The 23,906-nt window shown below is 69.0% G+C and carries 23 protein-coding genes; 16 read left to right on the forward strand and 7 right to left on the reverse strand.

The window, feature by feature from the left end; all coding sequences use genetic code 11:
- Positions 1–71: 71 nt before the first annotated feature.
- The 4 genes from Q3A80_RS08275 to Q3A80_RS08290 all read right to left on the reverse strand — a co-directional run bounded on the left by Q3A80_RS08275 (position 72) and on the right by Q3A80_RS08290 (position 3,282).
- Entirely contained in the window at positions 72–1,349 is a 1,278-nt protein-coding gene (locus Q3A80_RS08275) for an MFS transporter (protein ID WP_446328579.1), read from the reverse strand.
- Positions 1,350–1,506: 157 nt separating this feature from the next.
- On the reverse strand, positions 1,507–2,088 hold the full coding sequence (locus Q3A80_RS08280) for a YceI family protein (RefSeq protein ID WP_039361400.1): 582 nt from the start codon (positions 2,086–2,088) through the stop codon (positions 1,507–1,509).
- Between the two features lie 64 nt (positions 2,089–2,152).
- Entirely contained in the window at positions 2,153–2,713 is a 561-nt protein-coding gene (locus Q3A80_RS08285) for a YceI family protein (protein ID WP_446328580.1), read from the reverse strand.
- A gap of 8 nt (positions 2,714–2,721) precedes the next feature.
- Positions 2,722–3,282 (reverse strand): cytochrome b, encoded by a 561-nt coding sequence (locus Q3A80_RS08290; RefSeq protein ID WP_446328581.1) that lies wholly within the window; start codon positions 3,280–3,282, stop codon positions 2,722–2,724.
- 258 nt (positions 3,283–3,540) lie between these two features.
- Here Q3A80_RS08290 and Q3A80_RS08295 point away from each other — a divergent pair, with 258 nt between their 5' ends.
- Genes Q3A80_RS08295 through Q3A80_RS08310 form a run of 4 tightly spaced genes read left to right on the forward strand, consistent with a single transcriptional unit; the run spans position 3,541 to position 7,154 of the window.
- Positions 3,541–4,197, forward strand: a complete 657-nt coding sequence (locus Q3A80_RS08295) for a paraquat-inducible protein A (protein ID WP_446328582.1) — start codon at positions 3,541–3,543, stop codon at positions 4,195–4,197.
- A complete protein-coding gene (locus Q3A80_RS08300) occupies positions 4,194–4,823 on the forward strand; it encodes a paraquat-inducible protein A (RefSeq protein ID WP_446328583.1) in 630 nt (209 codons plus the stop codon). Before Q3A80_RS08295 ends, Q3A80_RS08300 begins: the two co-directional genes overlap by 4 nt.
- A complete protein-coding gene (locus Q3A80_RS08305; protein WP_446328584.1) occupies positions 4,816–6,435 on the forward strand; it encodes a PqiB family protein in 1,620 nt (539 codons plus the stop codon). Before Q3A80_RS08300 ends, Q3A80_RS08305 begins: the two co-directional genes overlap by 8 nt.
- Positions 6,432–7,154: a PqiC family protein gene (locus tag Q3A80_RS08310; protein ID WP_446328585.1), complete on the forward strand. Its 723-nt coding sequence runs from the start codon at positions 6,432–6,434 to the stop codon at positions 7,152–7,154. Before Q3A80_RS08305 ends, Q3A80_RS08310 begins: the two co-directional genes overlap by 4 nt.
- A gap of 120 nt (positions 7,155–7,274) precedes the next feature.
- Here Q3A80_RS08310 and Q3A80_RS08315 read toward each other — a convergent pair whose 3' ends face one another.
- Complete coding sequence (locus Q3A80_RS08315; RefSeq protein WP_446328586.1) at positions 7,275–7,490, reverse strand: hypothetical protein; 216 nt, start codon at positions 7,488–7,490, stop codon at positions 7,275–7,277.
- 345 nt (positions 7,491–7,835) lie between these two features.
- Here Q3A80_RS08315 and Q3A80_RS08320 point away from each other — a divergent pair, with 345 nt between their 5' ends.
- The 4 genes from Q3A80_RS08320 to Q3A80_RS08335 all read left to right on the forward strand — a co-directional run bounded on the left by Q3A80_RS08320 (position 7,836) and on the right by Q3A80_RS08335 (position 12,915).
- A complete protein-coding gene (locus Q3A80_RS08320; RefSeq protein WP_446328587.1) occupies positions 7,836–9,959 on the forward strand; it encodes a site-specific recombinase in 2,124 nt (707 codons plus the stop codon).
- A 167-nt stretch (positions 9,960–10,126) separates the two neighbouring features.
- A complete protein-coding gene (locus Q3A80_RS08325; RefSeq protein WP_446328588.1) occupies positions 10,127–11,428 on the forward strand; it encodes a THUMP domain-containing class I SAM-dependent RNA methyltransferase in 1,302 nt (433 codons plus the stop codon).
- 322 nt (positions 11,429–11,750) lie between these two features.
- Positions 11,751–12,155 carry a VOC family protein gene (locus tag Q3A80_RS08330; protein WP_151066681.1) on the forward strand — a complete coding sequence of 135 codons (405 nt, stop codon included), beginning with the start codon at positions 11,751–11,753 and terminating at the stop codon, positions 12,153–12,155.
- 73 nt (positions 12,156–12,228) lie between these two features.
- Positions 12,229–12,915: a helix-turn-helix transcriptional regulator gene (locus Q3A80_RS08335; RefSeq protein WP_446328589.1), complete on the forward strand. Its 687-nt coding sequence runs from the start codon at positions 12,229–12,231 to the stop codon at positions 12,913–12,915.
- 283 nt (positions 12,916–13,198) lie between these two features.
- Here Q3A80_RS08335 and Q3A80_RS08340 read toward each other — a convergent pair whose 3' ends face one another.
- On the reverse strand, positions 13,199–14,122 hold the full coding sequence (locus tag Q3A80_RS08340) for a carbon-nitrogen hydrolase family protein (protein WP_446328590.1): 924 nt from the start codon (positions 14,120–14,122) through the stop codon (positions 13,199–13,201).
- An 89-nt stretch (positions 14,123–14,211) separates the two neighbouring features.
- Here Q3A80_RS08340 and Q3A80_RS08345 point away from each other — a divergent pair, with 89 nt between their 5' ends.
- The 4 genes from Q3A80_RS08345 (at position 14,212) to Q3A80_RS08360 (ending at position 18,912) form a co-directional block, all read left to right on the forward strand.
- Entirely contained in the window at positions 14,212–15,132 is a 921-nt protein-coding gene (locus Q3A80_RS08345) for a LysR family transcriptional regulator (RefSeq protein ID WP_446328591.1), read from the forward strand.
- Between the two features lie 366 nt (positions 15,133–15,498).
- Entirely contained in the window at positions 15,499–16,008 is a 510-nt protein-coding gene (locus Q3A80_RS08350) for an NUDIX hydrolase (protein ID WP_446328592.1), read from the forward strand.
- Positions 16,005–17,174, forward strand: coding sequence for a tRNA 2-thiouridine(34) synthase MnmA (gene mnmA / locus Q3A80_RS08355; protein ID WP_446328593.1), 1,170 nt, complete (start codon positions 16,005–16,007; stop codon positions 17,172–17,174). The genes Q3A80_RS08350 and mnmA overlap by 4 nt, the downstream gene beginning before the upstream one ends.
- Before the next feature lie 118 nt (positions 17,175–17,292).
- The gene (locus Q3A80_RS08360; protein WP_446328594.1) at positions 17,293–18,912 is read left to right on the forward strand and encodes an FMN-binding glutamate synthase family protein; all 1,620 of its coding nucleotides are present in this window, start codon (positions 17,293–17,295) and stop codon (positions 18,910–18,912) included.
- 115 nt (positions 18,913–19,027) lie between these two features.
- Here the strand turns inward: Q3A80_RS08360 and Q3A80_RS08365 are convergent, their stop codons facing one another.
- The gene (locus tag Q3A80_RS08365) at positions 19,028–19,642 is read right to left on the reverse strand and encodes a glutathione S-transferase family protein (protein ID WP_446328595.1); all 615 of its coding nucleotides are present in this window, start codon (positions 19,640–19,642) and stop codon (positions 19,028–19,030) included.
- 185 nt (positions 19,643–19,827) lie between these two features.
- On the opposite strand from Q3A80_RS08365, the gene Q3A80_RS08370 reads away from it, so the two are divergent.
- From Q3A80_RS08370 to Q3A80_RS08385, 4 genes are all read left to right on the forward strand, one after another.
- Positions 19,828–21,225, forward strand: a complete 1,398-nt coding sequence (locus Q3A80_RS08370; RefSeq protein WP_446328596.1) for an aminopeptidase P N-terminal domain-containing protein — start codon at positions 19,828–19,830, stop codon at positions 21,223–21,225.
- A 49-nt stretch (positions 21,226–21,274) separates the two neighbouring features.
- Positions 21,275–22,462, forward strand: a complete 1,188-nt coding sequence (locus Q3A80_RS08375; protein WP_446328597.1) for a UbiH/UbiF/VisC/COQ6 family ubiquinone biosynthesis hydroxylase — start codon at positions 21,275–21,277, stop codon at positions 22,460–22,462.
- A gap of 136 nt (positions 22,463–22,598) precedes the next feature.
- A complete protein-coding gene (dusB, locus tag Q3A80_RS08380) occupies positions 22,599–23,666 on the forward strand; it encodes a tRNA dihydrouridine synthase DusB (RefSeq protein ID WP_446328598.1) in 1,068 nt (355 codons plus the stop codon).
- A complete protein-coding gene (locus Q3A80_RS08385) occupies positions 23,663–23,896 on the forward strand; it encodes a Fis family transcriptional regulator (protein WP_006476892.1) in 234 nt (77 codons plus the stop codon). The genes dusB and Q3A80_RS08385 overlap by 4 nt, the downstream gene beginning before the upstream one ends.
- Positions 23,897–23,906: the final 10 nt, after the last annotated feature.

Raw genomic sequence — 23,906 nt, forward strand, 5'->3', positions numbered from 1 at the left:
GCGCCGCGCCGTTTCGGCGGATCCAGGAAGGCCGGTCCCTCGTGGGCCGGCCTTTTTTCATGCGTGCGCCGTCACCGGAACCCGAACCGCCGGCGCAACACGACCAGCGCCGCGAGACTCAGCACGGCCGCGAACATCAGGTAGAAGCTCGGGGCGGTCTTCATCCCGGTCGCGCGGATCAGCCACGCGATGATGAACGGCCCGAAGCCGCCGAAGATCGTCACCGCGACGTTGTACGCGAGCGACATCCCGGTCGTGCGCGTCTGCACCGGAAACACTTCGGACAGCAGCCCCGGCAGCGCCGCGAAATAGCCGGTCATCAGGAACGCGAGCAGTACCTGCAGCGCGATCAGCGTGCCGAAGCCCGGATGCGCGACCAGATACGCGAACGCCGGATAGATCAGCACGAGGATGCCGACGGCCGGCGCGAGCATCACGCGCACGCGGCCGTAGCGATCCGACCAGTGGCCGACGAGCGGCGCGAACGCCATCTGGATCACGCCGACGACGAGGATCGCCGCGAACGCGGCCGATGGCGCGAGGCCGAGCTGCTTCACGCCGTAGGTCGGCATGAACAGCACGAGATAGGTCGCGACGGTGCCGAGCACCACCACGCCCATCGCGGCGACGAGCCGCGCCTTGTGCGAGGCGAACGTGTCGCGCAGCGGGCTCGCGGTGCTTTCGGCCGCGAGGAATTCGGGCGTCTCGTCGACCTTCGCGCGGATGTAGTACGCGACCGGCCCGAGCAGCAGCCCGAAGAAGAACGGCACGCGCCAGCCCCACGCGGCCATCTGGCCGGCGGTGAGCTGCGCGTTCAGCACGGTGCCGAAGCCGGCCGCGAGCAGCGTCGTGAGCCCCTGGCTCGCGACCTGCCAGCTCGCGAAGAACCCGCGCCGGCCGGGCACGTGCTCGGCGAGGAACGCGGTGGCGCTGCCGAATTCGCCGCCGGCCGAGAAGCCCTGCATCAGCCGCGCGGCGACAAGGATCAGCGGCGCGGCGACGCCGATCGTCTGGTACGTCGGCAGCACCGCGATGATCAGCGTGCCCGCCATCATCAACAGGATCGACAGCGTGAGCGCGGCCTTGCGGCCCGCGCGGTCGGCGTATGCGCCAAGCACGATCGCGCCGAGCGGGCGCATGAAGAACGACACGCCGAAGGTGCCGAGCGTGAGCAGCAGCGACACGGTGTCGTTGCCGGCCGGGAAGAACAGCTTCGAGATCGTCACCGCGAAGAAGCCGTAGACGACGAGGTCGAACCATTCGAGCGCGTTGCCGATCGACGCGGCGACCACCGCGCGCCACACGCGCGGCGACGAGGCTACGGAGCTGGACTGCGTGACGGCATGCATCGGCGATCTCCTTGTCGTTGTACGTTGTGTCCGACGCGTCCGTTCCCGCGCCGCAAGCTCGCAAGCTGTGCCGACGATTATAGGCGCGCAAAAAAAACCGCCGCGCCCCCCGGAAAGGGAGCGCGGCGGCGGGCATGCGACCGGGCGGCCGCGTGCGTTACTGCTGCTTGACCGCTTCGGCCGTGATCAGCAGCTTGGTCTTCATCTTGAAGCCGTACTGCTTGCCGTAGTCGAGGCCGAAATCGTCGCGGCTGAATTCGCCGACCGCGTCGACGCCGCACACTTCACGCTTGAGCATCGGATGCGGCATGCACTTGAGCGAATCGATCTTCAGCGTCAGCGGCTTCGTGACGCCGTGCAGCGTCAGGTTGCCGACGACCGACACCGGCTTGTCGCCGTCGAACTTGATCGTGCCCTTGTAGTTCGCCTGCGGGAACTTGGCCGCATCGAAGAACTCGGCCGTCTGCAGGTGCTCGTCGAGCTTCGCGCTGCCCGTGTGGATCGACGCGATGTCGGTCGTCACGTCGACCGTACCCGTCTTCGCCGCGCGGTCGAGCGTCACGGTGCCGCTCGACTTGTCGAACTTGCCGCGCCAGACCGACAGGCCGCCGAAGTGGTCGGCCTCGAAGCTCGGGTACGTGTGGCTCGGATCGAACTGGTACGTCGCGCTGTCGGCGAAAGCCGAGAACGACAGCGAAGCGGCCAGCGCGCCCGCGGCGATGATCAGATGCTTTTTCAACTCTTTCTCCTTGGAACAGCGCCGCGCCCTCGCGCGGCATTCGGGTGATGCGACAGCCCGCCGCTTACTTCGTCGCGACGAGATGGAACTTGATCTGCACTTCGTCGGCGACGATCGACGTGTCCTTCCATTCGCCGGTGCCGATGTTGAATGCCGAGCGCTTGATCGGCAGCACGCCGTCGAAGGTCTGCGTCGCGCCGCTCTGCGTGACCGTGACGGGCACCGTGACGGTCTCGGACTTGCCCTTGATCGTCAGCTTGCCGGTCACGTTGTACTTGTTGCCGCCGGCCGGTGCGATCGCCGACGACGTGAAGGTCGCCTGCGGGTACGCCTTCGCGTCGAACCAGTCCTTGCCCGCGACCTGGTCGTTGTACATCTTGTCGCCGAGGTCGAAGCTCGCGACGTCGATCGTCATTTGCGCGCTGCCCTGCGCGGCCTTCGCCGGATCGAACTTCACCTGCGCGGAAAACTTCTTGAATGCGCCTTCGGTCGGCACGTTCATCTGCTTCGACACGGCCGACACCTTGCTCTTCGCGAGATCGACGTCGGCGTGCGCCGCGGCCGACGCGGCGAGTGATACCGCGGCGAACGCGGTCAGCATGGAGCGGGAGAGCGACACTTTCATGGGATCCTTCATTTGGCAAAGGGAAGCATGCGCGACAGCAGGCCGTCGCGGTCCAACACCTGGTGCTTGAGCGCCGCGAGCACGTGCAGCGAAACGAGCGCAAGCAGAATGTAATTCAAAGTGACGTGCAGCGTCTTCAAGGTTTCCTTCAGCACCGGATCGGGGTCGATCAGGCGCGGCAGCGGCACGATACCGAGATAGACGACCGGAATGTTCGACGCCGAGCTGTACAGATAGCCGGTGACCGGAATCACGAGCATCAGCACGTACAGCAGGATGTGCACGCCGTGCGACGCCGTCCGCTGCCACGCGGGCGTATTGCCCGGCAGCGCCGGCGCCGCGTGGGTCGCGCGCCACAGCACGCGCACCGCGGCCAGCGCGAACGCCGTCACGCCGATCCACTTGTGCCACGAGAAGTACTTCAGCTTGGTCGGCGTGAAACCGGGGATGTCGGTCATCACCCAGCCGAGCGCGAACGCGCACACGATCAGCAGCGCGATCAGCCAGTGCAGTGCGATCGCGGTCTGCGTGTAACGGACCGGCCTGGCCGGCAGCGAATTCGATGCCATCGTGGAATCCTCAGTTGAGCGAACGGCTGCGCCGGCAACTTCGACCGACGCGTGTCAAGGGCGCCATGCTACCGCAACCTTTTGACGGGCGCGGACTCTCAGAACAGGCGCGTCAGCCGGCCGCCATCCTTACGCCACGTTACCGACCGGTCACCCGGTAACCGAACGTTGACACGTGCAAAAAGCCGTTTTGGTAAGATTGGCGCGGGTTCCGGCCCCGTCGACGCGTGTCCCAGCCGTCGCAACACCGCCTTTTCCATGCAACGATACGATCTGATTGCCTGTCACGAATGCGACGCACTGTTGCATAAACCGCGCCTGAGCGGTCGCGAGATCGCGCGCTGCCCGCGCTGCGACGCGCTGCTCTACCGCAACAGCACCACGCAGATCGAGCGCATCAGCGCGCTCGCGGTCGCGGCGCTCGTCACGTTCATCATCGCGCAGGCGTTCCCCATCCTCGAAATGGACCTGAACGGCACGCGCGTGCAGACGACGCTGATCGGCGCGATCGAAGCGCTGTGGCATCAGGACATGGCGGTCGTCGGCGTGATGGTGTTCTGTTCGACGGTGCTGTTCCCGCTCGTCGAGATGTCCGCGCTGCTGTACGTGCTGCTGCCGATACGGCGCGGCGTCGTGCCGCCGGGCCTGAACCTCGTGCTGCGCACGATCCAGCTCGTGCGGCCGTGGGGAATGATCGAGGTGTTCATGCTCGGCATCGTCGTCACGATCGTGAAGATGGTGAGCCTCGCCCGCGTCGTGCCCGATGCCGCGCTGTTCGCATTCGGCGCGCTCACGCTGATGACCGCCGTCGTGCTGATGTTCGACCCGCGCACGCTGTGGGACATCGCCGACGACCTGCGCGCCGGCCGCGCGCCCGACCCGGCCGTGCCGCTGCCGGACGCGCCCCGCCGATGACGATGCCCACCGCCGCCCGCGAGGGCTACGCCGGTTGCCACGCCTGCGGGCTCGTGCAGACGATCGACCATCCGCATGCGCATTGCGCGCGCTGCGGCAGCGCGCTTCATTTCCGCACGCCGAACAGCATCATGCGCACGTGGGCGCTGCTGATCGCCGCCGCGATCCTGTACATTCCGGCGAACCTGCTGCCGATCATGCGCACGTCGTCGATCGTCGGTTCGCAGGAAGACACGATCATGAGCGGCGTCATCTATTTCTGGACGTCCGGCGACTGGCCGCTCGCGGTCGTCGTGTTCGTCGCGAGCATTCTCGTGCCGATGCTCAAGCTCGGCGTGCTGACGATCCTCGCGACCAGCGCGCAGCGCCGCGTCGCGTGGCGGCCGCTGCAGCGCACGCGGCTGTACCGGATCGTCGAGCGGATCGGCCGCTGGTCGATGCTCGACATCTTCGTCGTGACGCTGACCGTCGCGCTCGTTCATTTCCGTTCGCTCGCCGTCATCACGGCCGGCCCCGGCGCGCTCGCGTTCGGCTCGGTCGTGATCCTGACGATGCTCGCGTCGATGCAGTTCGATCCCCGCCTGATCTGGGATCCAGTCGAAACCTCAGGGAAACACCATGAATAGTCCGCAAGGCCCGCAGCACGACGCGCCCCGGCCGCCCGATCCGGCCATCTCGACGAAAAGCGGCTGGCTGCCGTCGCTCGTCTGGCTCGTGCCGCTGATCGCCGCGCTGATCGGCATCGGCCTCGTGATCAAGTCGGTGCGCGAGCGCGGCCCGGAAATCTCGATCAGCTTCCACAGCGCGGAAGGGCTCGAGCCGGGCAAGACGCAGGTCAAGTACAAGGACGTCGAGATCGGCATGGTCAAGACGATCAAGCTGTCGAAAGACCTGTCGCGCGTGCTCGTCCAGGTCCAGCTGAAGAAGGAGGCCGAGGATTTCGCGGTCAAGGGCTCGCGCTTCTGGATCGTGCGGCCGCGCGTCGGCGCGACCGGCGTGTCGGGGCTCGGCACGTTGCTGTCGGGCGCGTACATCGGCGTCGACGCCGGCCACGGGCAGGACACGCAGACCGACTTCACCGGCCTCGAGTCGCCGCCGGCCGTGACCGGCGACCAGAAAGGCACGCAGTACGTGCTGCGCGGCGATTCGCTCGGCTCCGTCGACATCGGCTCGCCGATCTACTACCGCCGCGTGCAGGTCGGCCAGGTAGTCGGCTTCTCGCTCGACAAGGACGGCACCGGCGTCACGTTCAACGTGTTCGTCAATGCGCCGTACGACCAGTACGTCGGCCTGAACTCGCGCTGGTGGCAGGCGAGCGGCGTCGACCTGCGGCTCGATTCGAGCGGCCTGAAGCTGAACACGCAGTCGCTCGCGACGGTGATCCTCGGCGGCATCGCGTTCCAGACGCCGCCGAACCAGGACACCGGCGCGCCCGCGCCGAACAACACGACGTTCCGCCTCGGCTCGGACGAAGGCGATGCGATGCGCGAACCGGACGGTCAGCCGCTGCAGGTCGTGATGAACTTCAACCAGTCGCTGCGCGGGCTCGCCGTCGGCGCGCCGGTCGACTTCCGCGGCATCGTGCTCGGCGAAGTGACGAACATCGGCATCGACTACGATCCGAAGACCAAGAACTTCCTGATGCCGGTCACGATGAACGTGTATCCGGAGCGGCTCGGCCGGCGCTTCCGCGAAACGATCGAGAGCAAGGGCGAACCGGCCCGCCGCGAGATCGTCGAACGACTCGTCCAGCACGGGCTGCGCGGCCAGCTGCGCACCGGCAACCTGCTGACGAGCCAGCTGTACGTCGCGCTCGACTTCTTCCCGAAGGCGCCGCCCGCGAAGATCGACGCCGCACGCCAGCCGCTCGAGCTGCCGACCGTGCCGAACACGCTCGACGAGTTGCAGCTGCAGGTCGCCGACATCGCGAAGAAGCTCGACAAGGTGCCGTTCGACCAGATCGGCGCGAACCTGAACAGCGCGCTGTCGAACGCCGACAAGCTGTTCAAGCAGCTCGACACGCAGGTCGCGCCGGAAGCGCGCGACACGCTGTCGGCCGCGAAGCAGACCTTCTCGACCGCCGAGGCGACGCTGCAGCAGGATTCGCCGCTGCAGTCGGACGTGCGCGGCGCGCTGAAGGAGCTCACGCGCACGCTGCAGTCGCTCAATGCGCTCGCCGACTATCTGGAGCGCCACCCCGAATCGCTGCTCAAGGGCAAGCCAGGAGATCAACAATGACGACCCCACGCGTGAACGGTCTCGCGAGCGGCGCGGCAGTCGTCGCTGCACTCGCGCTCGCCGCGTGCAGCTCGCCGCCCGCGCGGTTCTATACGCTGAGCCCGGCCGATGCGGCGGCACCCGTGCGCAGCGCGCCCGCCAACCCCGCGTTCCTGATCGAGGTGCCGTCCGTCGGCGTGCCCGAGCAGGTCGCGAAGAACCAGCTCGTCGTGCAGAAGAACGCCGCGCAGGTCGACGTGCTCGAGCAGGAGCGCTGGGCCGCGCCGCCCGCCGACGAAATCCGCCGCGCGCTGTCGGACGATCTCGCCGCGCAGCTCGGCACGATCGACGTCGCGAATTCCGCGTATCCGGCCGGCGTGCCCGTCTACCGGATCAGCGTGAACGTGCAGCGCTTCGAGTCGTGGCCCGGCAAGCGCGCGGCGATCGACGCGGTGTGGAGCGTGCGCGCGCTCGGCACGCAGGCGGTGATGACATGCCGCACGAGCGTCGCGGAACCGGTCGGCGACGGTTACGACGCGCTCGTCGCCGGCCACCGGCGCGCGCTCGACGTGATCGCCTCGCAAGCGGCGTCCGGCGTGCGCGCGATGGCCGCGCGGCGCGCTGCGACGCCGACGTCGGCTGTGTCCGGCAAGGCACCGGCCCTGGCGCCCGTCTTGCCTTGCCCGGCGAATCCGACGGCGGACGGCGACGCAGGCGCGACGGGCAAGTCCGGCGCGTAAGCATGTGGTGCGCGGGCGAGCGCCCGCGCATTCGTGCATGCGGCTGCATTCGGCAGCCGACCCCGCGACGCCGATGACGATTACGACCGTCGGCAGCGAACCCCATACGCGCACCGCCGCTCACGCGTGCGCGCCGTTGTCGCCGTTGTCGCCGTTGTCGCCGTTGTCGCCGTTGTCGCCGTTGTCGCCGTTGTCGCCGTTGCCGAGCTGCCGTTGCCGAGCTGCCGTAGCGATGCCGCCGTTGCCGTTGCCGTTGCCGTTGCCGTTGCCGTTGTCGTTGCCGTAGCTGGAGTCGCAGCCGTTGCCATCGCCATCGCCGAAGCTGCCCGCCCCCATCGGCCGGACGGCCGCTTTGCATTGTTTGTCAAAATCCGCCGGAACCCGCGCCCGGCAACACGGTCGGCTTGCGTTTTCGCGCCCGATTGACGATCCTACGCACTTTCCGGCTCGTGCCGCGTTCGTGCGCGCCAGCCGGCGGCGATCCGCCCGTCGAATCCGGTCCGGTCGCCGCGTCTCCCGGGGTGCGCATGCGTGTCCGCAAGCGCCGCGTCGGGGCAGCCGCATCGCGGGTCGCCGCGCACCGTCCGGCCACCCGACAGCGTCACCGTTCTCCCCGGCGCCGCGCCGCCATCCCGGCCGGCATCCCGAACCCGCCCGTCCAGGGCTTTCGCTATTCCGTTTATGTTTCGTTCCCTGACGACCCTGATCAAGAAGTGGCGCGCGTCGCGCAATGCCGGCCACCAGCTCGATGCGCTGCTCGCGCATGCCGACGCGGACGCGTCGTACGCCGAGCGCAGCGAATGGCTGATCGAGCTCGCGCACTGGCTGCGCCGCAACGGCGCGATGCAGGCCGCGCACGACACGCCGGCCGAACGCGACGCCGACACGCGCGCGTATCCGGCACACGCGCGGTTGCGCTACCTGTTCCACGTGCTCGACCGCAATCCCGCGTGGAAGTCGCACGCGGCGCGCATCCTGCGCGGCATCCTGCGCGAGTGCGACGGCATCTCGCTGCTGTGCGACGCCGGGATGCCGGTGCATTCGGGCTTCTTCGGCGCGCTGTTCGAGCGGATCGACTCGTCGCTGATCCCGCCCGCGCCGAACCGCCGCGAACTGACGGCGCTGTTCACGCTGATGTTCCCCGCGCCGGAAGACGCGCAATGGATCGACGCGCTGCCCGACGACCTGCTCGCGCGCCTCGCGGAGCTGATCGCGTTCGACGTCACCGACGAGGAACGCCACGAGCCAGGCTCGTTCTCGCGCGACCTGCTGGCCGCGCTGCACAACCTGACCTGCCAGATCAGCTCGACGGGCCTGTCGCAGACGGTACGCAGCCGCCTGTCCGACGACGACGCGCGCAAGCCGCTCGAAACGCAGCCGTTCTACCGCCTCACGCGCGCGATGCTCGCGGTCGAGACCGCGCACGCGGCCGTCGAGGACGGCGGCGATCCGAGCAAGCTGCTGCACGAAGTGAACTACCTGCGCGTGCTGCTCGACGAATGCCGGATCGCGGTCGACGACGTGTTCGCGCACCTGTACCGCAACGGCGTGTCGGTCGACATCGTGTTCCAGGTCGAACGGATGCGCATGCGCATCCTGCGCGCGGAAATGCTGCTGAACGCGTGGATGGCACGCGACGACCTGCGCGGGATGGCGCGCCTGACGGCCGAGCTCGTCGACGCGAACCAGAACAGCCAGAGCGTGTCGCACCTCGTGCGCAGCAATTTCTCGCTGTTCGCGCGCAAGCTCGTCGAGACCAACGCGGACACCGGCGAGCACTACATCTCGCGCGGCCGCGCCGAGTACCTGAAGATGCTGCGGATGGCGGCCGGCGGCGGTCTCGTCACCGTCGCGACCGTGTGCGTGAAGTTCGCGATCACGGGCGCGCACCTGCAGTCGATGCTCGAAGGACTGCTCGCGGGCGTCAATTACGCGGCGAGCTTCATGCTGATGCACTTCCTGCACTTCACGCTCGCGACGAAGCAGCCGGCGATGACCGCGCCGACGCTCGCACGCGAGCTCGACGACACCGGTCACGACGAAGGCGTGAAGGCGTTCGTCGCGTCGGTGATCGCGCTGATCCGCACGCAGGCCGCGGCGATCTCCGGCAACGTGCTGGTCGTGCTGCCCGTGTGCCTGCTCGTGCAGCTGTTCGCGAGCAACCTGCTGCACGCGAACCTGATCTCGGCGCAAAAGGCGCACGCGACGCTGCACTCGTTCTCGCTGCTGGGCCCGACGCCGTTCTACGCGGCGCTCACGGGCGTGCTGCTGTGGGCGTCGAGCCTGCTCGCGGGCTGGGCCGACAACTGGTTCGTGCTGCACCGGGTCGGCGACGCGCTCGCGTACAACCGCCGGCTGCGGCTCACGCTCGGCGCGGCCGGCGCCGCGAAGTTCGCGCACTTCTGCCGCTCGAACGTCGCCGGGGTGGTCGCCAACGTCGGTCTGGGCCTGATGCTCGGCCTGATCCCGGCGATCGTCACCGTGTTCCTGTTTCCGTTCGAAGTGCGGCACGTGACGCTGTCGGCCGGCTCGATCGGGATCGCGCTCGGCGTGCTCGGCAAGGATGCGCTGAGCACGCCCGAGCTGTGGTGGGCCTGCGCGGGCGTGCTGAGCATGGCGATCCTCAACGTGCTGGTGAGCTTCGCGCTCGCGTTCACGATGGCCGTGCGCTCGCGCAGCCTGCGCCGCACCAAGGTGCGCGCGCTGGTCGGCGCGATCGTCCGCACGGTGCTGTCGAAGCCGTCCGCGCTGTTCTGGCCGGCCGGCGCGACGGCGGCCCGGGCCGGCCAGACGGGCTCGCACTGACCGTGTAGCGGCAGCGCGGCAGCGTTCCCGAGGTGCCGCCGCGCGGGCCGCGCCGCCGGCGGGCGCCGCCGCGCACGCGAGCGCCGTAATCCGAATCGGACGCAACGCCGGCCCCGGCCGCCCGCGCCGCGTACAATAGTGGACTTTTGCACGTCCTCACCCGCCTTATGTCCTCGCCCACCCTGTACGAATTCTTCGCTCCCTGCCCGCGCGGCCTCGAAGCGGCGCTTGCCGCCGAGCTGGCCGAGATCGCCGGCCGTCATCTGGACGGCGCGCCGTTCACCGCGGGCGCGCAGGTGCCGGGCGGCGTGCATTTCCGCGGCGGCTGGGCCGCCGGCATGGCCGCGAACCTCCATTCGCGCATTGCGAGCCGGATCCTGCTGAAGATCGCGCAGCGTCCGTACCGCAACGAACAGGACGTCTACGCGCTCGCGCTCGAGCAGCCGTGGGAACGCTGGTTCGCGTCGACGCAGACGCTGCGCATCGACATCACCGCGATCAAGTCGCCGTTGAAGAGCCTCGAATTCACGACGCTGCGCGTGAAGGACGCGATCTGCGACCGGATGCGCGACAAGACCGGCGCGCGGCCGAGCATCGACACCGGCGCGCCCGACGTACGCGTGTTCGCGTTCCTGACGGCCACCGACTGCACGCTGTACCTCGATACGTCGGGCGAGCCGCTGTTCAAGCGCGGCTGGCGCCTCGACAAGGGCGCGGCACCGCTGCGCGAGAACCTCGCGGCCGGCATCCTGCGCCTGACCGGCTGGACGCCCGGCACGCCGCTGTACGACCCGATGTGCGGCAGCGGCACGTTCCTCGCGGAAGCCGCGCAGATCGCGCTCGGCGTCGCGCCGGGCGTCGAGCGCCGTTTCGGCTTCGAAAAGCTCAAGCAGTACGACATCACCGCGTGGCAGGGCCTGAAGGTGCCGGCACTCGACGCGAAACGCGCGGCGCGCGGCAAGCGCGGCGAGGCACTCGGCGTGTACGGCAGCGACATCTCCGGCGACATGCTCGAGAAGGCGCGCGCGAACCTCGAGCGCGCGGGCGTGCCGTCGGTGTGGCTGAAGCAGGTCGACGCGCGCGGGATGACGCCGCCGTGCGACGGCCCCGGCATCATCCTCGCGAACCCGCCGTACGGCGAGCGGATCGAAGTGCGCGGCCGCAGCGCGCGCGGCGAGGTGCGCGAGACCGGCCGCAACCGCGGCAACGAAGACGCGTTCCGCCGCACGCACACCGACGCGCCGGACAGCGAGTTCTTCAACGCGCTCGGCGATGCGCTCAAGCAGCGCTTCACGGGCTGGCAGGCGTTCCTGCTGACGTCCGACCGGTCGCTGCCGGGCCAGCTGCGCCTGCGCGAATCGGCGAAGACGCCGCTGTTCAACGGCGCGCTCGAATGCCGGCTGTTCCGCTTCGACCTGATCGCCGGCAGCGTGAAGGCACGGCCGGCCGCGCCGGAAGGCGACGCCTGACGCGCGGACCTCGCCCCTCCCCTCGTCGCACCGGCCGCTGCGGCCGCCTGCCGACATCCTGACGACGCCCGGCATCCGCCGGGCGTCGTGCTTTGCGCGGCACCGATGCATGCGTTGCCGCGCGGGCGGCGTCGATCCGCCCCGCTGCGCGCCGCCGCCCGCGCGCCCGCCTCCGGTGCCCCGGACGCCCCTGACGCCGCCTTTTGTCAGCACCGCCATCACTACTGACAGCACGCTGTCAGCAGCCCGCGCTCACACTGCAATCCCGGCGCAATGCAAGGCTGGTTTCCATCAAGAAGAATCCGACAACAAGGAGCGCGTCATGACGTCCGCAACTGCAACCGCAACCCTCGAACGTGCGATCGCGTGGTTCGACATCCCGTCCCTCGATTTCGACCGGGCGATCCGTTTCTACGAAACCGTGCTGCAGACCACGCTGCAGCGCGAAGTGATCGGCGGCGTACCGATGGCGATGTTCGATCACGAAGCGTCGAGCACGGGCGGCAGCATCGTGTTCGATCCGCAGCAGATGAAGCCGAGCGCGAACGGCGTGCTGGTGTACCTGAACGCCGGCGAATCGGTCGTCGCGGCGCTGGAGCGCGCGAAGCGCGCGGGCGGCATCGTGCAGGGCTCGGTCGTCGAGCTGCCGAACAACTACGGCTACATCGGCTACCTGATCGATACCGAAGGCAACCGCGTCGGGCTGCACGCGCCGAAATGCCACTGAGCGCACCGACGACCGGGCCGGCGCGGCGCTATCATCGCGAAGTTCCCGTCGCCGTTGGAGTCGAGGTGCAGCCATGACGCGCCGTGCCGACCGCCTGTTCCAGATCGCCGAGCTGCTGCGCGGGCGTCGCCTCACGACCGCGCAGCAGCTCGCCGACTGGCTGTCGGTGTCGCCGCGCACCGTGTATCGCGACGTCCGCGACCTGCAACTGTCAGGGGTGCCGATCGAAGGCGAAGCCGGCATCGGCTATCGGCTGAACCGCAATGCGAGCCTGCCGCCGCTCACGTTCACGGCCGAGGAGCTCGCCGCGCTCGCGGTCGGCGCGCGGATGCTCGAGACCTGGGGCGGCGCGCGCTTCGCGGGCGGCGCGCGTTCGGCGCTCGCGAAGATCGCGTCGGCGATGCCGGCCGACAAGCGCACGGCGCTCGATCGGCTGCCGGTGTTCGCGCCGTCGTTCCATATCGACGAGACGTTCTGCGCGAAGGTCGACGCGATCCACCAGGCGGTCGACACGCGCCACATCGTCAGCTTCGACTATCGCGACCGGCTCGGCGCGCACACGAAGCGCCGCGTGTGGCCGCTCGGGCTCGTGTACTGGGGCGGCCGCTGGACGATCGGCGCGTGGTGCGAGCTGCGCGACGACTTCCGCACGTTCGACATCGCGCGGATGGGCGACATCACCGTGCACGAGCAGTTTCCGGACATGGAAGGCCGCCGGATCGCCGACTACATGCGGATCGCGGAAGCGCCGATGCGCTGATGCGGGCGGCGACGACGGCGGCTCGCCGCATGCCGCGCTGCCGCCCCATTACCTCGTCAACTCACCTCGTCACCTTGCGATCGCGCCGCCCCGCGACCTTGCCAACTCGCCGCACCGCCACACCGCCACATCGCCTCGCGTTCTCGGGACCTCGCCACCTAGCCGCTCCGCCACATCGCCACCTCGCCACCCCGCTCCGTGGGCGCCCGTCAGGCGCTGGCCCGTCACCTGGCCACCCCGCCGCGATGCGCATACCGGGCCGCCCGCGCCCCGGCCGCACCCGTCAAGCCTCGAACACCACCGACCGCTTCGGCCGCTCGTCGACGTGCAGCGAAAACACGTCGGCGCGCGCATAGTGTCCGACGACGTCGAAGTCGTAACGCGCACGCACGAGTTCGTCGGTGTCGATGCGCGCGGTCACGAGCCCGGCCTCGCCGACGAGCGGCTCCGTCAGCAGGTCGCCGAGCGGCCCGACGATCACGCTGCCGCCGCGGATCAGCGGCCGCTCCGGCTCCCAGCCCGGCACGTCGATGCCGAGCGCGCGCGGCGACGGCTGCACCTGGCACGCGCTTACGACGAAGCAGCGCCCCTCGTGCGCGATGTGCCGCATCGAGCTTTGCCACAGGTCGCGCTCGTCGACCGTCGGTGCGCACCAGATCTGCACGCCTTTCGCATACATCGCGCAGCGCAGCAGCGGCATGTGGTTCTCCCAGCAGATCGCGGCGCCCGCGCGGCCGGCGGCCGTGTCGACGACGGGCAGCGTCGAGCCGTCGCCCTGCCCCCAGATCAGCCGCTCGGTGCCGGTCGGCATCAGCTTGCGGTGCTTCGCGACGAGCCCGTCGCGCGGATCGAAGAACAGCGCCGTGCAGTACAGCGTGCTGCCGCCGCGCTCGATCACGCCGACCACGAGGCTTGCGCCGGTGCGCTGCGACAGCGCGGCCAGTTCGTCGGTTTCCGGCCCCGGCACGTCGATCGCCTGCGCGGCGTAGCGCGCATACGCGTCGCGGCCCTCGGGCAACCGGTAGCCGAGCCGCGTGCCGAAGATCTCGCCTTTCGGATAGCCGCCGAGCACGGCCTCGGGCAGCACGACGAGCGACGCACCGCTGTCGCGGATCGCGGTTTCGTAGCCGAGGATCGTATCGAGCGTGGCGCGCGTGCCGGCGGGCGATGCGCCGATCTGCAGCGCGGCGATGACTGACGTGGACATGAAGGCGTCTCCGGTAAAGGTGATGAGTGGGATGACGCCATCTTTGTCGATATCATTTCATCGATCAAATCGATACAACGATAACTGACATGAATGCGGATGATATCGCCGGGCTCGACCTGAACCTGCTGAAGGTGTTCGAGGCGCTGTACGAGGAAGGCGGCGCGAGCCGCGCGGCGCTGCGGCTCGGCCTCACGCAGTCGGCGGTCAGCGCGGCGCTCGCGCGGCTGCGCGCGATCTACGCCGATCCGCTGTTCGCGCGCACCGGCCGCGGGCTCGCGCCGACGCCGCGCGCGGACGAACTGAAGCCGATCCTGTCCGATGCGCTGGACCGCTGCCGCGAAAGCCTCGCGATCGCGGCCGACGGCGGCGAGCGGATCGGCCGCACGATCTCGATCGGGCTGTCGGACGACTTCGAGATCGCGCTCGGCCGCGCGCTGATCGACGCGGTCGCGCGCGAAGCCGCCGGCATCCGGCTGATCTTCCGGCAGACCCACAGCGGGATCGCCGGCGACGCGCTGCTGCGGCACGGCGTCGACCTCGCGATCGCGTCGGGCGGGTTCTCGGCGAGCGGGCTCAGCCGGCGCGCGGTCGCAACCGGCGGCTACGCGTGCCTGCTCGACCCGTCCGGCCCGGCGCGCGCGCCGCGCACGCTCGGGCTCGCCGATTTCCTCGCGCGCGACCATCTGCTCGTGTCGTCGGGCGGCGTGATCGGAATCGTCGACGACGCGCTCGCCGCGCTCGGCCACAAGCGGCGCGTCGCGGCATCGACCACGCACTTCGCGGCGCTGCCGTACCTGCTCGCCGGTTCCGGCGCGGTGGCGACGATTCCGGCGCACGCGGCCCGCGCGATCGCGGATGCGACGTCGCTGCGAGCGCTCGCGTGCCCGCTCGAGTTGCCGCGCTATCCGGTCGAGATCGGCTGGCGGACCAGCACGCAGCGCGATCCGGCGATCGTGCGCGTGCGGGACACGATCGCCGAGTGTGTCGCGCGGATCGTCGCGCCGTGAAAAACGGCGGCTGATCCTGCTCGGGCCGCACCAGCCCGTTACGCAGGTCGCCAACCGCGCGACACACGCCGGCAGGTCGCCGCGCCGACAAGGTGTCCCCGGCACACGGACGCGTTTCGCCGACGCCGTGCGCTCGCCCCCCCGCCGACGCGACCTCCGCGTGTCGCGAGCCGGTCGCCGCTGAACGGCGCGGCCGAGGCGCTCGAGCGTGTCGGGGCGGTCGCCCCTGCCCGACGCAGGCCGCGCCGTACGCGCGTGTCGCGACGAATGCAGCGCACCCGCGCTCCGCGCACGAGCGTTCGGGGGTCGGATTCGTCTAACCAGATGGCCGGCAGCCTCCGGGCGCAACCGGTAAAATGCCGAACCATGAAACCCGAAATCTGGACCCCGCATGTGACCGTCGCGGCGCTCGTCGAGCGCGCCGGCCGCTTCCTCATGATCGAGGAAGAAACCTCGACGGGCCTGCGCATCAATCAGCCGGCCGGCCATCTCGAGGCCGGCGAGACGCTCGCCGACGCCGTGATCCGCGAGACGCTCGAGGAAACCGCGCATCCGTTTACGCCCGACGCGCTCGTCGGCGTCTATCTCGCCCACTACGACCGCCCGGGCAGTGCCGGCGCGACCTACCTGCGCTTCACGTTCTGCGGCACGGCCGGCGAGCCGCTGCCGAACCACGTGCTCGACGACGGCATCGTCCGCACGCTGTGGATGAGCGCCGACGAACTGCGCGCGTGCAGCGAGCGCCACCGCTCGCCCGCGGTGATGCGCTGCGTCGACGACTATCTCGCCGGGCGGCGCATTCCGCTCGATTTCGTGCACACGCATTCGGTCGCGCCGCGTCCGGAAGCATTCGACCGTCAGGCGGTAGGCAAATGAGCAAGCGCCGTGTAGTGGTGGGCATGTCGGGCGGCGTCGATTCGTCGGTGACCGCGTGGCTGCTGAAGGAACAGGGCTACGACGTGGTCGGCCTGTTCATGAAGAACTGGGAAGACGACGACGACGGCGAATACTGCTCGACGCGCCAGGACTGGATCGACGTGGTGTCGGTCGCCGACCTGATCGGCATCGACGTCGAAGCGGTGAACTTCGCGGCCGAATACAAGGACCGCGTGTTCGCCGAATTCCTGCGCGAATACTCGGCCGGCCGCACGCCGAACCCGGACGTGCTGTGCAACGCCGAGATCAAGTTCAAGGCGTTCCTCGACCACGCGATGTCGCTCGACGCGGAAATGATCGCGACCGGCCACTACGCGCGCGTGCGCGAACGCGACGGCCGCTTCGAGCTGCTGAAGGCGTTCGATCATACGAAAGACCAGTCGTACTTCCTGCACCGGCTGAACCAGGCGCAGTTGTCGAAGACGATGTTCCCGCTCGGCGAGATCCCGAAGACGAAGGTGCGCGAGATCGCCGCGCAGATCGGCCTGCCGAATGCGAAGAAGAAGGATTCGACCGGCATCTGCTTCATCGGCGAACGGCCGTTCCGCGATTTCCTGAACCGCTATCTTCCGACGAAACCGGGCCCGATGAAGACGCCGGACGGCAAGGTGGTCGGCGAGCACATCGGTCTCGCGTTCTACACGTTCGGCCAGCGCAAGGGCATCGGCCTCGGCGGCAGCAAGGACGGCAACGGCGACCCGTGGTTCGTCGCCGCGAAGGACATTGCGTCGAACACGCTGTACGTCGTGCAGGGCCACGACCATCCGTGGCTGCTGTCGCGCGAGCTCGTCGCCGGCAACGTAAGCTGGGTCGCGGGCGAGCCGCCGGCCGAAGGCTTCGCGTGCGGCGCGAAGACGCGCTACCGGCAGGCCGACGCGGCATGCGCGTTCGGTCGGGCCGCGTTCGATCGGGCCGACGGCGGACGCTTCTCGCTCGCGTTCGACGACGCGCAATGGGCGGTCACGCCCGGCCAGTCGGCCGTGCTGTACGACGGCGAGATCTGCCTCGGCGGCGGCATCATCGAGTTCGCAGCCACTGGCCAGCCCGGCCAGGCGGCGCCGGCACCTGCGGCGGGCCACGCAAGCGCGCTCGCCGAAGCACGCTGACATCCATTCGGTTTAGACTTGCGGCACGCCGCGCCCGGCGGAACACGATTCCGTCGCGGCCGGCGCGCCGCCCTCGCAGCGCACGCATGGCGGCATTTCAGATTCTTACGGAGTCCCCATGCTTTCTCGACGCTACCTCGCGATGTGGTGTGCCGTGCTGCTGCTCGTCGCGGCGGCCGCCCTCGCGTCGATCCACGTGCTTTCGTGGCTGTGGATCATCATCCCCGTCGCCCTCGTCGCGGTCGGCCTGTACGACCTGAACCAGGACCGCCACGCGATCCTGCGCAACTACCCGCTCTGGGGCCACTTCCGCTTCCTGTTCGAGTTCATCCGCCCCGAGATCCGCCAGTATTTCGTCGAGGACGACACCGACGAGAAACCGTTCTCGCGCGCGCAGCGCAGCCTCGTCTACCAGCGCGCGAAGAACGTCGCGGACAACCGCCCGTACGGCACCGAACTGAACGTGAAATCCGTCGCGCACGAATGGATCAGCCATTCGCTCGCGCCGACGAAGCTGCCGAACCACGACTTCCGCATCCGGGTCGGCGCGACCCGCGCGCAGCCGTACGACATCTCGATCTTCAACATCTCGGCGATGAGCTTCGGCTCGCTGTCCGCGAACGCGATCCGCTCGCTGAACCTCGGCGCGAAGAAAGGCGGGTTCGCGCACGACACCGGCGAAGGCTCGCTGTCGAAGTACCACCGCGAGCACGGCGGCGACATCATCTGGGAAATCGCGTCCGGCTACTTCGGCTGCCGCAACGACGACGGCACGTTCAACCCGGACAAGTTCGCGAAGCAGGCCGCGGATCCGCAGGTCAAGATGATCGAGATCAAGCTGTCGCAGGGTGCGAAGCCGGGCCACGGCGGCGTGCTGCCGGCCGCGAAGATCACGCCCGAAATCGCCGAGACGCGCGGCGTGCCGATGGGCAAGGACTGCATCTCGCCCGCGACGCACTCCGAGTTTTCGACGCCGCGCGGGCTGCTCGAATTCGTCGAGCGGCTGCGCACGCTGTCGGGCGGCAAGCCGACCGGCTTCAAGCTGTGCATCGGCCATCCGTGGGAATTCTTCGGGATCGCGAAGGCGATGATCGAGACCGGCATCGTGCCGGACTTCATCGTCGTCGACGGCGCGGAAGGCGGCACCGGCGCGGCCCCGCTCGAATTCACCGATCATGTCGGCGTGCCGCTGCAGGAGGGGCTGCTGCTGGTGCACAACACGCTCGTCGGGATCGGCGTGCGCGACCGCGTGAAGATCGGCGCGAGCGGCAAGATCATCACCGCGTTCGACATCGCGCGCACGCTCGCGATCGGCGCGGACTGGGTGAATTCGGCGCGCGGCTTCATGTTCGCGGTCGGCTGCATCCAGGCGCAGCATTGCCACACCGACCGCTGCCCGACCGGCGTCGCGACGCAGGACCCGGTGCGCCAGCGCGCGATCGTCGTGCCGGACAAGGCCGAGCGCGTGTACAACTTCCATCGCAACACGCTGCATGCGCTGCAGGAACTCGTGCAGGCAGCCGGCCTCGGCCATCCGTCCGAGTTGCGCGCGCATCACATCGTGCAACGCGTCGCGCCGCACGAGGTGCGGCTGATGTCGCAGCTGCTGAAGTACCTGAAGCCCGGCGCGCTGCTCGACGGCCAGACCTGCGGCTATACGCTGTACGACAAGTGGTGGCCGATCGCGCGCAGCGATTCGTTCGTGCTCGGCGAGACCGTTTACGCGTCGATCGAATAACGCCCGACGCATCGCACGGGCGGTCGCGGGCGCGCTGGTCAGTGCGATCCGCCAAACGGAAAAGCGCCCCGCGGGGCGCTTTTCTTTTGTCTGCTCAATACGGAGCCGCGGCCGCTCAGCCTTGCGGCAGCGTATCGGCGAACGTCTGCCGCTGCGACAGCTTCACGAAATGCTTGTCGAGGTTCGGATGGCGGTCGCGCCAGTTCAGTTCGGGCATCCGGAAGTCGAGGTAGCCGAGCGCGCAGCCGAGCGCGATGTCGGCGAGCGTGTAATGGTTACCGACGCACCACGTCTTGCCGCCGAGGCCCTGCGACATCGCGACCAGACCGTCGTCGATCTTGCGCTGCTGGCGCGCGATCCAGCTCGCGCTGCGCTGCCCTTCTTCGCGCAGCGTGTGTTCGAGACGGATCGCGACGGCTGCATCGAGCACGCCGTCGCCGAGCGCTTCCCAGCAGCGCACTTCGACGCGCTCGCGCCCCGACGGCGGAATCAGCTTGCCGACCGGCGACAGCGTATCGACGTATTCGCAGATCACGCGGGAATCGAACACCGCGGCACCATCCTCCATCACGAGACACGGGACCTTGCCGAGCGGATTCGACGCGTGAATGTCCGTCTCCGGCGCCCAGACGTTCTCGAGCTCCAGCTTGTAGTCGATCTTCTTTTCAGCGAGCACGATCCGCGCCTTGCGGACGTACGGGCTGCTCAGCGAACCGATTAATTTCATCATCTGCCTTTTTAAGGGAACTGCCGAGAGTATACGTTGTCGCCGATCATAACCGGCCGGCACGGCCGGGTAGAAAATCGCCCGTCCGGCCTGTGGATGGTTTGCAACAGCCGTCGCCGAGCCCCGTCCGGCGCGGCTTGCAGCCACGCCTCTCACGCGCCGCGTCCGGCGGCGCTACAATCGCACGAATGAATGCGCCCCTCGATACCGCCATTGCCGTCGACGTCTACCGCCAGCGCCGCGAACGCGTGCTTGCCGCACTGCGCGCCGCCGGCGGCGGCGTCGCCATCGTCCCCACCGCGCCGGAACTGCTGCGCAACCGCGATACGGCGTTCCCGTACCGGCATGACAGCTACTTCCATTACCTGACGGGCTTCACCGAGCCGGATGCCGTGCTCGTGCTGAACGCCGCCGGGTCGCACGGCGCGCCGGAATCGATCCTGTTCTGCCGCGCGAAGAATGCCGACCGCGAGATCTGGGAAGGCTTCCATTACGGGCCCGAGGCCGCGCGCGACGCGTTCGGCTTCGATGCGGCGTACGCGGTCGACGTGATCGACATCGAGATGCCGCGCCTGCTCGCCGATGCGGGCACCGTGCATTACCGGTTCGGCGCATCGGCCGAGTTCGACCGCCAGCTCGCCGGGTGGATCGATGCGGTGCGCGCGCAGGCACGCGCGGGCGTCGCCGCGCCGGATGCGATGCTCGACCTCACGCCGCTGCTCGACGACATGCGGCTCGTGAAGGACGAACACGAACTCGCAATCATGATGCGCGCCGCGCACATCTCCGCGCTCGCGCACTGCCGCGCGATGCAGGTGTGCCGCCCCGGCATTCGCGAATACGAACTCGAGGCCGAGCTGCTGTACATGTTCCGCAAGCACGGCGCGCAGGCGCCCGCATACGGCTCGATCGTCGCGGCCGGCGCAAACGCGTGCGTGCTGCACTACCCGGCCGGCAACGCGGCCGCGCAGGACGGCGACCTGATCCTGATCGATGCGGCGTGCGAGCTCGACGGCTACGCGTCGGACATCACGCGCACGTTCCCGGCCAACGGGCACTTCTCGCCCGCGCAGCGCACGCTGTACGACATCGTGCTCGCCGCGCAGCAGGCCGCGATCGACGCGACGCGCGCGGGCGTGCCGTTCGAAGCGCCGCACGACGCGGCCGTGCGCGTGCTCGCGCAGGGGCTGCTCGACACCGGCATCATTCCGAAGACGCGCTTCTCGAGCGTCGACGACGTGATCGCCGAACGGGCGTACGCGCGCTTCTACATGCACCGCACCGGCCACTGGCTCGGGATGGACGTACACGATTGCGGCGACTACCGCGAGCGGCTCGCCGCGCGCGACGCGAACGGCGCGCTGCCGTGGCGCACGCTGAAGCCGGGCATGACGCTCACCGTCGAGCCGGGCCTGTACGTACGCGCGGCCGACGACGTGCCGTCCGAATACTGGAACATCGGCATCCGCATCGAGGACGACGCGATCGTGCGCGAGCACGGTTGCGAACTGATCACGCGCGACGTGCCGGTGGCCGCCGACGAGATCGAGGCGCTGATGCGCGCGGGCGCCGCGCAGCGCGCATGAGCGCGGCTGCCATGTCCGGGCCGACCGCTTTCCCGTTTCAAGCACACTGATGACGACCGCTTCCTCCCCGGCCACGCCGGACTATGACCTCGCCATCGTCGGCGCGGGCCCCGTCGGGCTCGCGCTCGCCGGCTGGCTCGCACGACGCAGCGCGACGCAGCATGCGTCGATCGCACTGATCGACGCGCGCGAACCGGCCGCGAGCGCGAACGATCCGCGCGCGATCGCGGTGTCGCACGGCAGCCGCGTGCTGCTCGACACGCTCGCGTGGCCCGGCGACGCGACACCGATCGAACACATCCACGTATCGCAGCGCGGCCATTTCGGCCGCACGCTGATCGACCGCGACGAACACGATCTCGCCGCGCTCGGCTACGTCGTGCGTTACGGCTCGATCGTGCAGGCGCTCGCGCACGCGGTGCGCGGCACGCGGGTCGACTGGCTCACGTCGACCACCGCCAGCGCCCCGCAGCAGGACGCCGACGGCGTCACGCTCGCGCTCGACGGGCCGCAAGGCGAACGCACGCTGCGCGCGCGCATCGTGATCAACGCGGAGGGCGGACTGTTTCATGAACAGCACGCCGATACGGGCAAGCATCGCCGCGACTACGGTCAGACCGCGATCGTCGGCACGGTCACGGTGTCGGCGCCGCGCCCGAACGTCGCGTGGGAGCGCTTCACGCACGAAGGCCCGCTCGCGCTGCTGCCGCTTGGCGGTCCGCGCCAGGCCGAGTATTCGCTCGTGTGGTGCTGCACGCCCGACGAGGCCGTGCGCCGCGCAGCGCTGCCCGACGACGCGTTCCTGCGCGAACTCGGCACGGCATTCGGCGAGCGGATGGGCCGCTTCGTCGCGATCGCGGGGCGCGCATCGTTCCCGCTCGGGCTGACCGCCGCGCAAACGCTCGTCAGCGGGCGTATCGCGATCGTCGGCAACGCCGCGCAAACGCTGCATCCGGTCGCCGGCCAGGGGCTCAACCTCGGGCTGCGCGATGCGCATACGCTGGTCGACACGCTGTCCACGCAGGGCTTCGAAGCCATCGCGCTCGCCACCTTCAACGCGCGCCGCGCGCTCGACCGGCGCTTCACGATCGGCGCGACCGACACGCTCGCGCGCCTGTTCACGATCGACGCCGGCCCGCTTCCGCTGCTGCGCGGCGCGGCGCTCACCGCGCTCGAATTCGTGCCGCCGCTCAAGAAGGCAATCGCGCGCCAGATGATGTTCGGCCAGCGCAACTGACGCACCGCACGCCGCGCGCAGCGGCACCGCGCAAACCGGGTCAAATCGGCGGCGCATGGGAATACGGTAAAATGCGCGTTTTCCCTCCGCCTTTTTTTGCCCGCGACGCCCGGCGCTCGCGGGCGGTGCCATTGCGATGCCCGTTATCGGCTCTCACGTTTTGCGTAACAACCTGTTCGTCGCCCCGATGGCCGGGGTGACGGATCGTCCGTTCCGCCAGCTGTGCAAGCGGCTGGGGGCCGGATACGCGGTGTCCGAGATGGTCGCGTCCAATGCGCAGCTGTGGAAAAGCGCGAAGACGATGCGGCGCGCGAACCACGAAGGCGAAGTCGAGCCGATCGCGGTGCAGATCGCCGGCGCCGATCCGGCGATGATGGCCGAAGCGGCCCGCTACAACGTCGACAACGGCGCGCAGATCATCGACATCAACATGGGCTGCCCGGCGAAGAAGGTCTGCAACGTCGCGGCCGGCTCCGCGCTGCTGCAGAACGAGCCGCTCGTGCAACGGATCGTCGAGGCCGTCGTCGCGGCGGTCGGCACGGGGCCCGATGCGGTGCCCGTCACGCTGAAGATCCGCACCGGCTGGGATCGCGAGCACAAGAACGCGATCACGGTCGCGCGCCTCGCCGAAGCGGCCGGCATCTCGATGCTGACCGTGCACGGCCGCACGCGCGCCGACCTCTACCGCGGCGACGCGGAATACGACACCATCGCCGCAGTGAAAGCTGCCGTGCGCATCCCGGTCGTCGCTAACGGCGACATCACGTCGCCGGCGAAAGCGAAGGCGGTGCTCGATGCAACCGGCGCCGACGCGCTGATGATCGGTCGCGCCGCGCAAGGCCGGCCGTGGCTGTTCCGCGAAATCGATCATTTCCTGCAAACCGGCGAGCTGCTGCCTCCGCCGCGGATCGACGAGATCCAGCACGTGATGAACGAACACCTGGAAGACCACTACGCGTTCTACGGCGAATTCACCGGCGTCCGTACTGCGCGCAAGCACATCGGCTGGTACACTCGCGGCCTTTCCGGTGCCAACGGGTTCCGGCACAGGATGAATACGCTCGATTCCACCCGCGAGCAGCTCGCCGCCGTCAATGCCTTCTTCGAGGCGCAAAAGGCGCTGTCGGACCACCTCGTCTACGTCGATGACGAAGCGGAAAACGGCCAGGGCGAGTCGGACGACCATAACCAGTTAGCAGCATGAGCAAGCACAACATCGAACAATGTGTCCGCGAGAGCCTGGACGTGTATTTCCGGGATCTAGACGGCTCCAATCCGCACGACGTCTATGAAATGGTGATGTCCTGCGTCGAAAAGCCGATGCTCGAGGTCGTGCTCGTACAGGCCGGCGGCAACCAGTCGCTCGCCGCCGAGTACCTCGGCATCAACCGCAACACGCTGCGCAAGAAGCTGCAGCAGCACGGCCTGCTGTAGGCGGCCGTCC

Source organism: Burkholderia sp. SR8 (assembly GCF_052851275.1).

What these genes read in the sequence shown, in the direction of transcription:
- Q3A80_RS08295 (WP_446328582.1), top strand. Translation starts at nt 3,541, where the DNA reads ATGCAACGATACGATCTGATTGCCTGTCACGAATGCGACGCACTGTTG.
- Q3A80_RS08275 (WP_446328579.1), bottom strand. Translation starts at nt 1,349, where the DNA reads ATGCATGCCGTCACGCAGTCCAGCTCCGTAGCCTCGTCGCCGCGCGTG.
- dusB (WP_446328598.1), top strand. Translation starts at nt 22,599, where the DNA reads ATGCCCGTTATCGGCTCTCACGTTTTGCGTAACAACCTGTTCGTCGCC.
- Q3A80_RS08320 (WP_446328587.1), top strand. Translation starts at nt 7,836, where the DNA reads ATGTTTCGTTCCCTGACGACCCTGATCAAGAAGTGGCGCGCGTCGCGC.
- Q3A80_RS08330 (WP_151066681.1), top strand. Translation starts at nt 11,751, where the DNA reads ATGACGTCCGCAACTGCAACCGCAACCCTCGAACGTGCGATCGCGTGG.
- Q3A80_RS08350 (WP_446328592.1), top strand. Translation starts at nt 15,499, where the DNA reads ATGAAACCCGAAATCTGGACCCCGCATGTGACCGTCGCGGCGCTCGTC.
- Q3A80_RS08360 (WP_446328594.1), top strand. Translation starts at nt 17,293, where the DNA reads ATGCTTTCTCGACGCTACCTCGCGATGTGGTGTGCCGTGCTGCTGCTC.
- Q3A80_RS08315 (WP_446328586.1), bottom strand. Translation starts at nt 7,490, where the DNA reads ATGGGGGCGGGCAGCTTCGGCGATGGCGATGGCAACGGCTGCGACTCC.
- Q3A80_RS08310 (WP_446328585.1), top strand. Translation starts at nt 6,432, where the DNA reads ATGACGACCCCACGCGTGAACGGTCTCGCGAGCGGCGCGGCAGTCGTC.
- Q3A80_RS08300 (WP_446328583.1), top strand. Translation starts at nt 4,194, where the DNA reads ATGACGATGCCCACCGCCGCCCGCGAGGGCTACGCCGGTTGCCACGCC.
- mnmA (WP_446328593.1), top strand. Translation starts at nt 16,005, where the DNA reads ATGAGCAAGCGCCGTGTAGTGGTGGGCATGTCGGGCGGCGTCGATTCG.
- Q3A80_RS08370 (WP_446328596.1), top strand. Translation starts at nt 19,828, where the DNA reads ATGAATGCGCCCCTCGATACCGCCATTGCCGTCGACGTCTACCGCCAG.
- Q3A80_RS08340 (WP_446328590.1), bottom strand. Translation starts at nt 14,122, where the DNA reads ATGTCCACGTCAGTCATCGCCGCGCTGCAGATCGGCGCATCGCCCGCC.
- Q3A80_RS08290 (WP_446328581.1), bottom strand. Translation starts at nt 3,282, where the DNA reads ATGGCATCGAATTCGCTGCCGGCCAGGCCGGTCCGTTACACGCAGACC.
- Q3A80_RS08385 (WP_006476892.1), top strand. Translation starts at nt 23,663, where the DNA reads ATGAGCAAGCACAACATCGAACAATGTGTCCGCGAGAGCCTGGACGTG.
- Q3A80_RS08365 (WP_446328595.1), bottom strand. Translation starts at nt 19,642, where the DNA reads ATGATGAAATTAATCGGTTCGCTGAGCAGCCCGTACGTCCGCAAGGCG.
- Q3A80_RS08285 (WP_446328580.1), bottom strand. Translation starts at nt 2,713, where the DNA reads ATGAAAGTGTCGCTCTCCCGCTCCATGCTGACCGCGTTCGCCGCGGTA.
- Q3A80_RS08305 (WP_446328584.1), top strand. Translation starts at nt 4,816, where the DNA reads ATGAATAGTCCGCAAGGCCCGCAGCACGACGCGCCCCGGCCGCCCGAT.
- Q3A80_RS08375 (WP_446328597.1), top strand. Translation starts at nt 21,275, where the DNA reads ATGACGACCGCTTCCTCCCCGGCCACGCCGGACTATGACCTCGCCATC.
- Q3A80_RS08335 (WP_446328589.1), top strand. Translation starts at nt 12,229, where the DNA reads ATGACGCGCCGTGCCGACCGCCTGTTCCAGATCGCCGAGCTGCTGCGC.
- Q3A80_RS08325 (WP_446328588.1), top strand. Translation starts at nt 10,127, where the DNA reads ATGTCCTCGCCCACCCTGTACGAATTCTTCGCTCCCTGCCCGCGCGGC.
- Q3A80_RS08345 (WP_446328591.1), top strand. Translation starts at nt 14,212, where the DNA reads ATGAATGCGGATGATATCGCCGGGCTCGACCTGAACCTGCTGAAGGTG.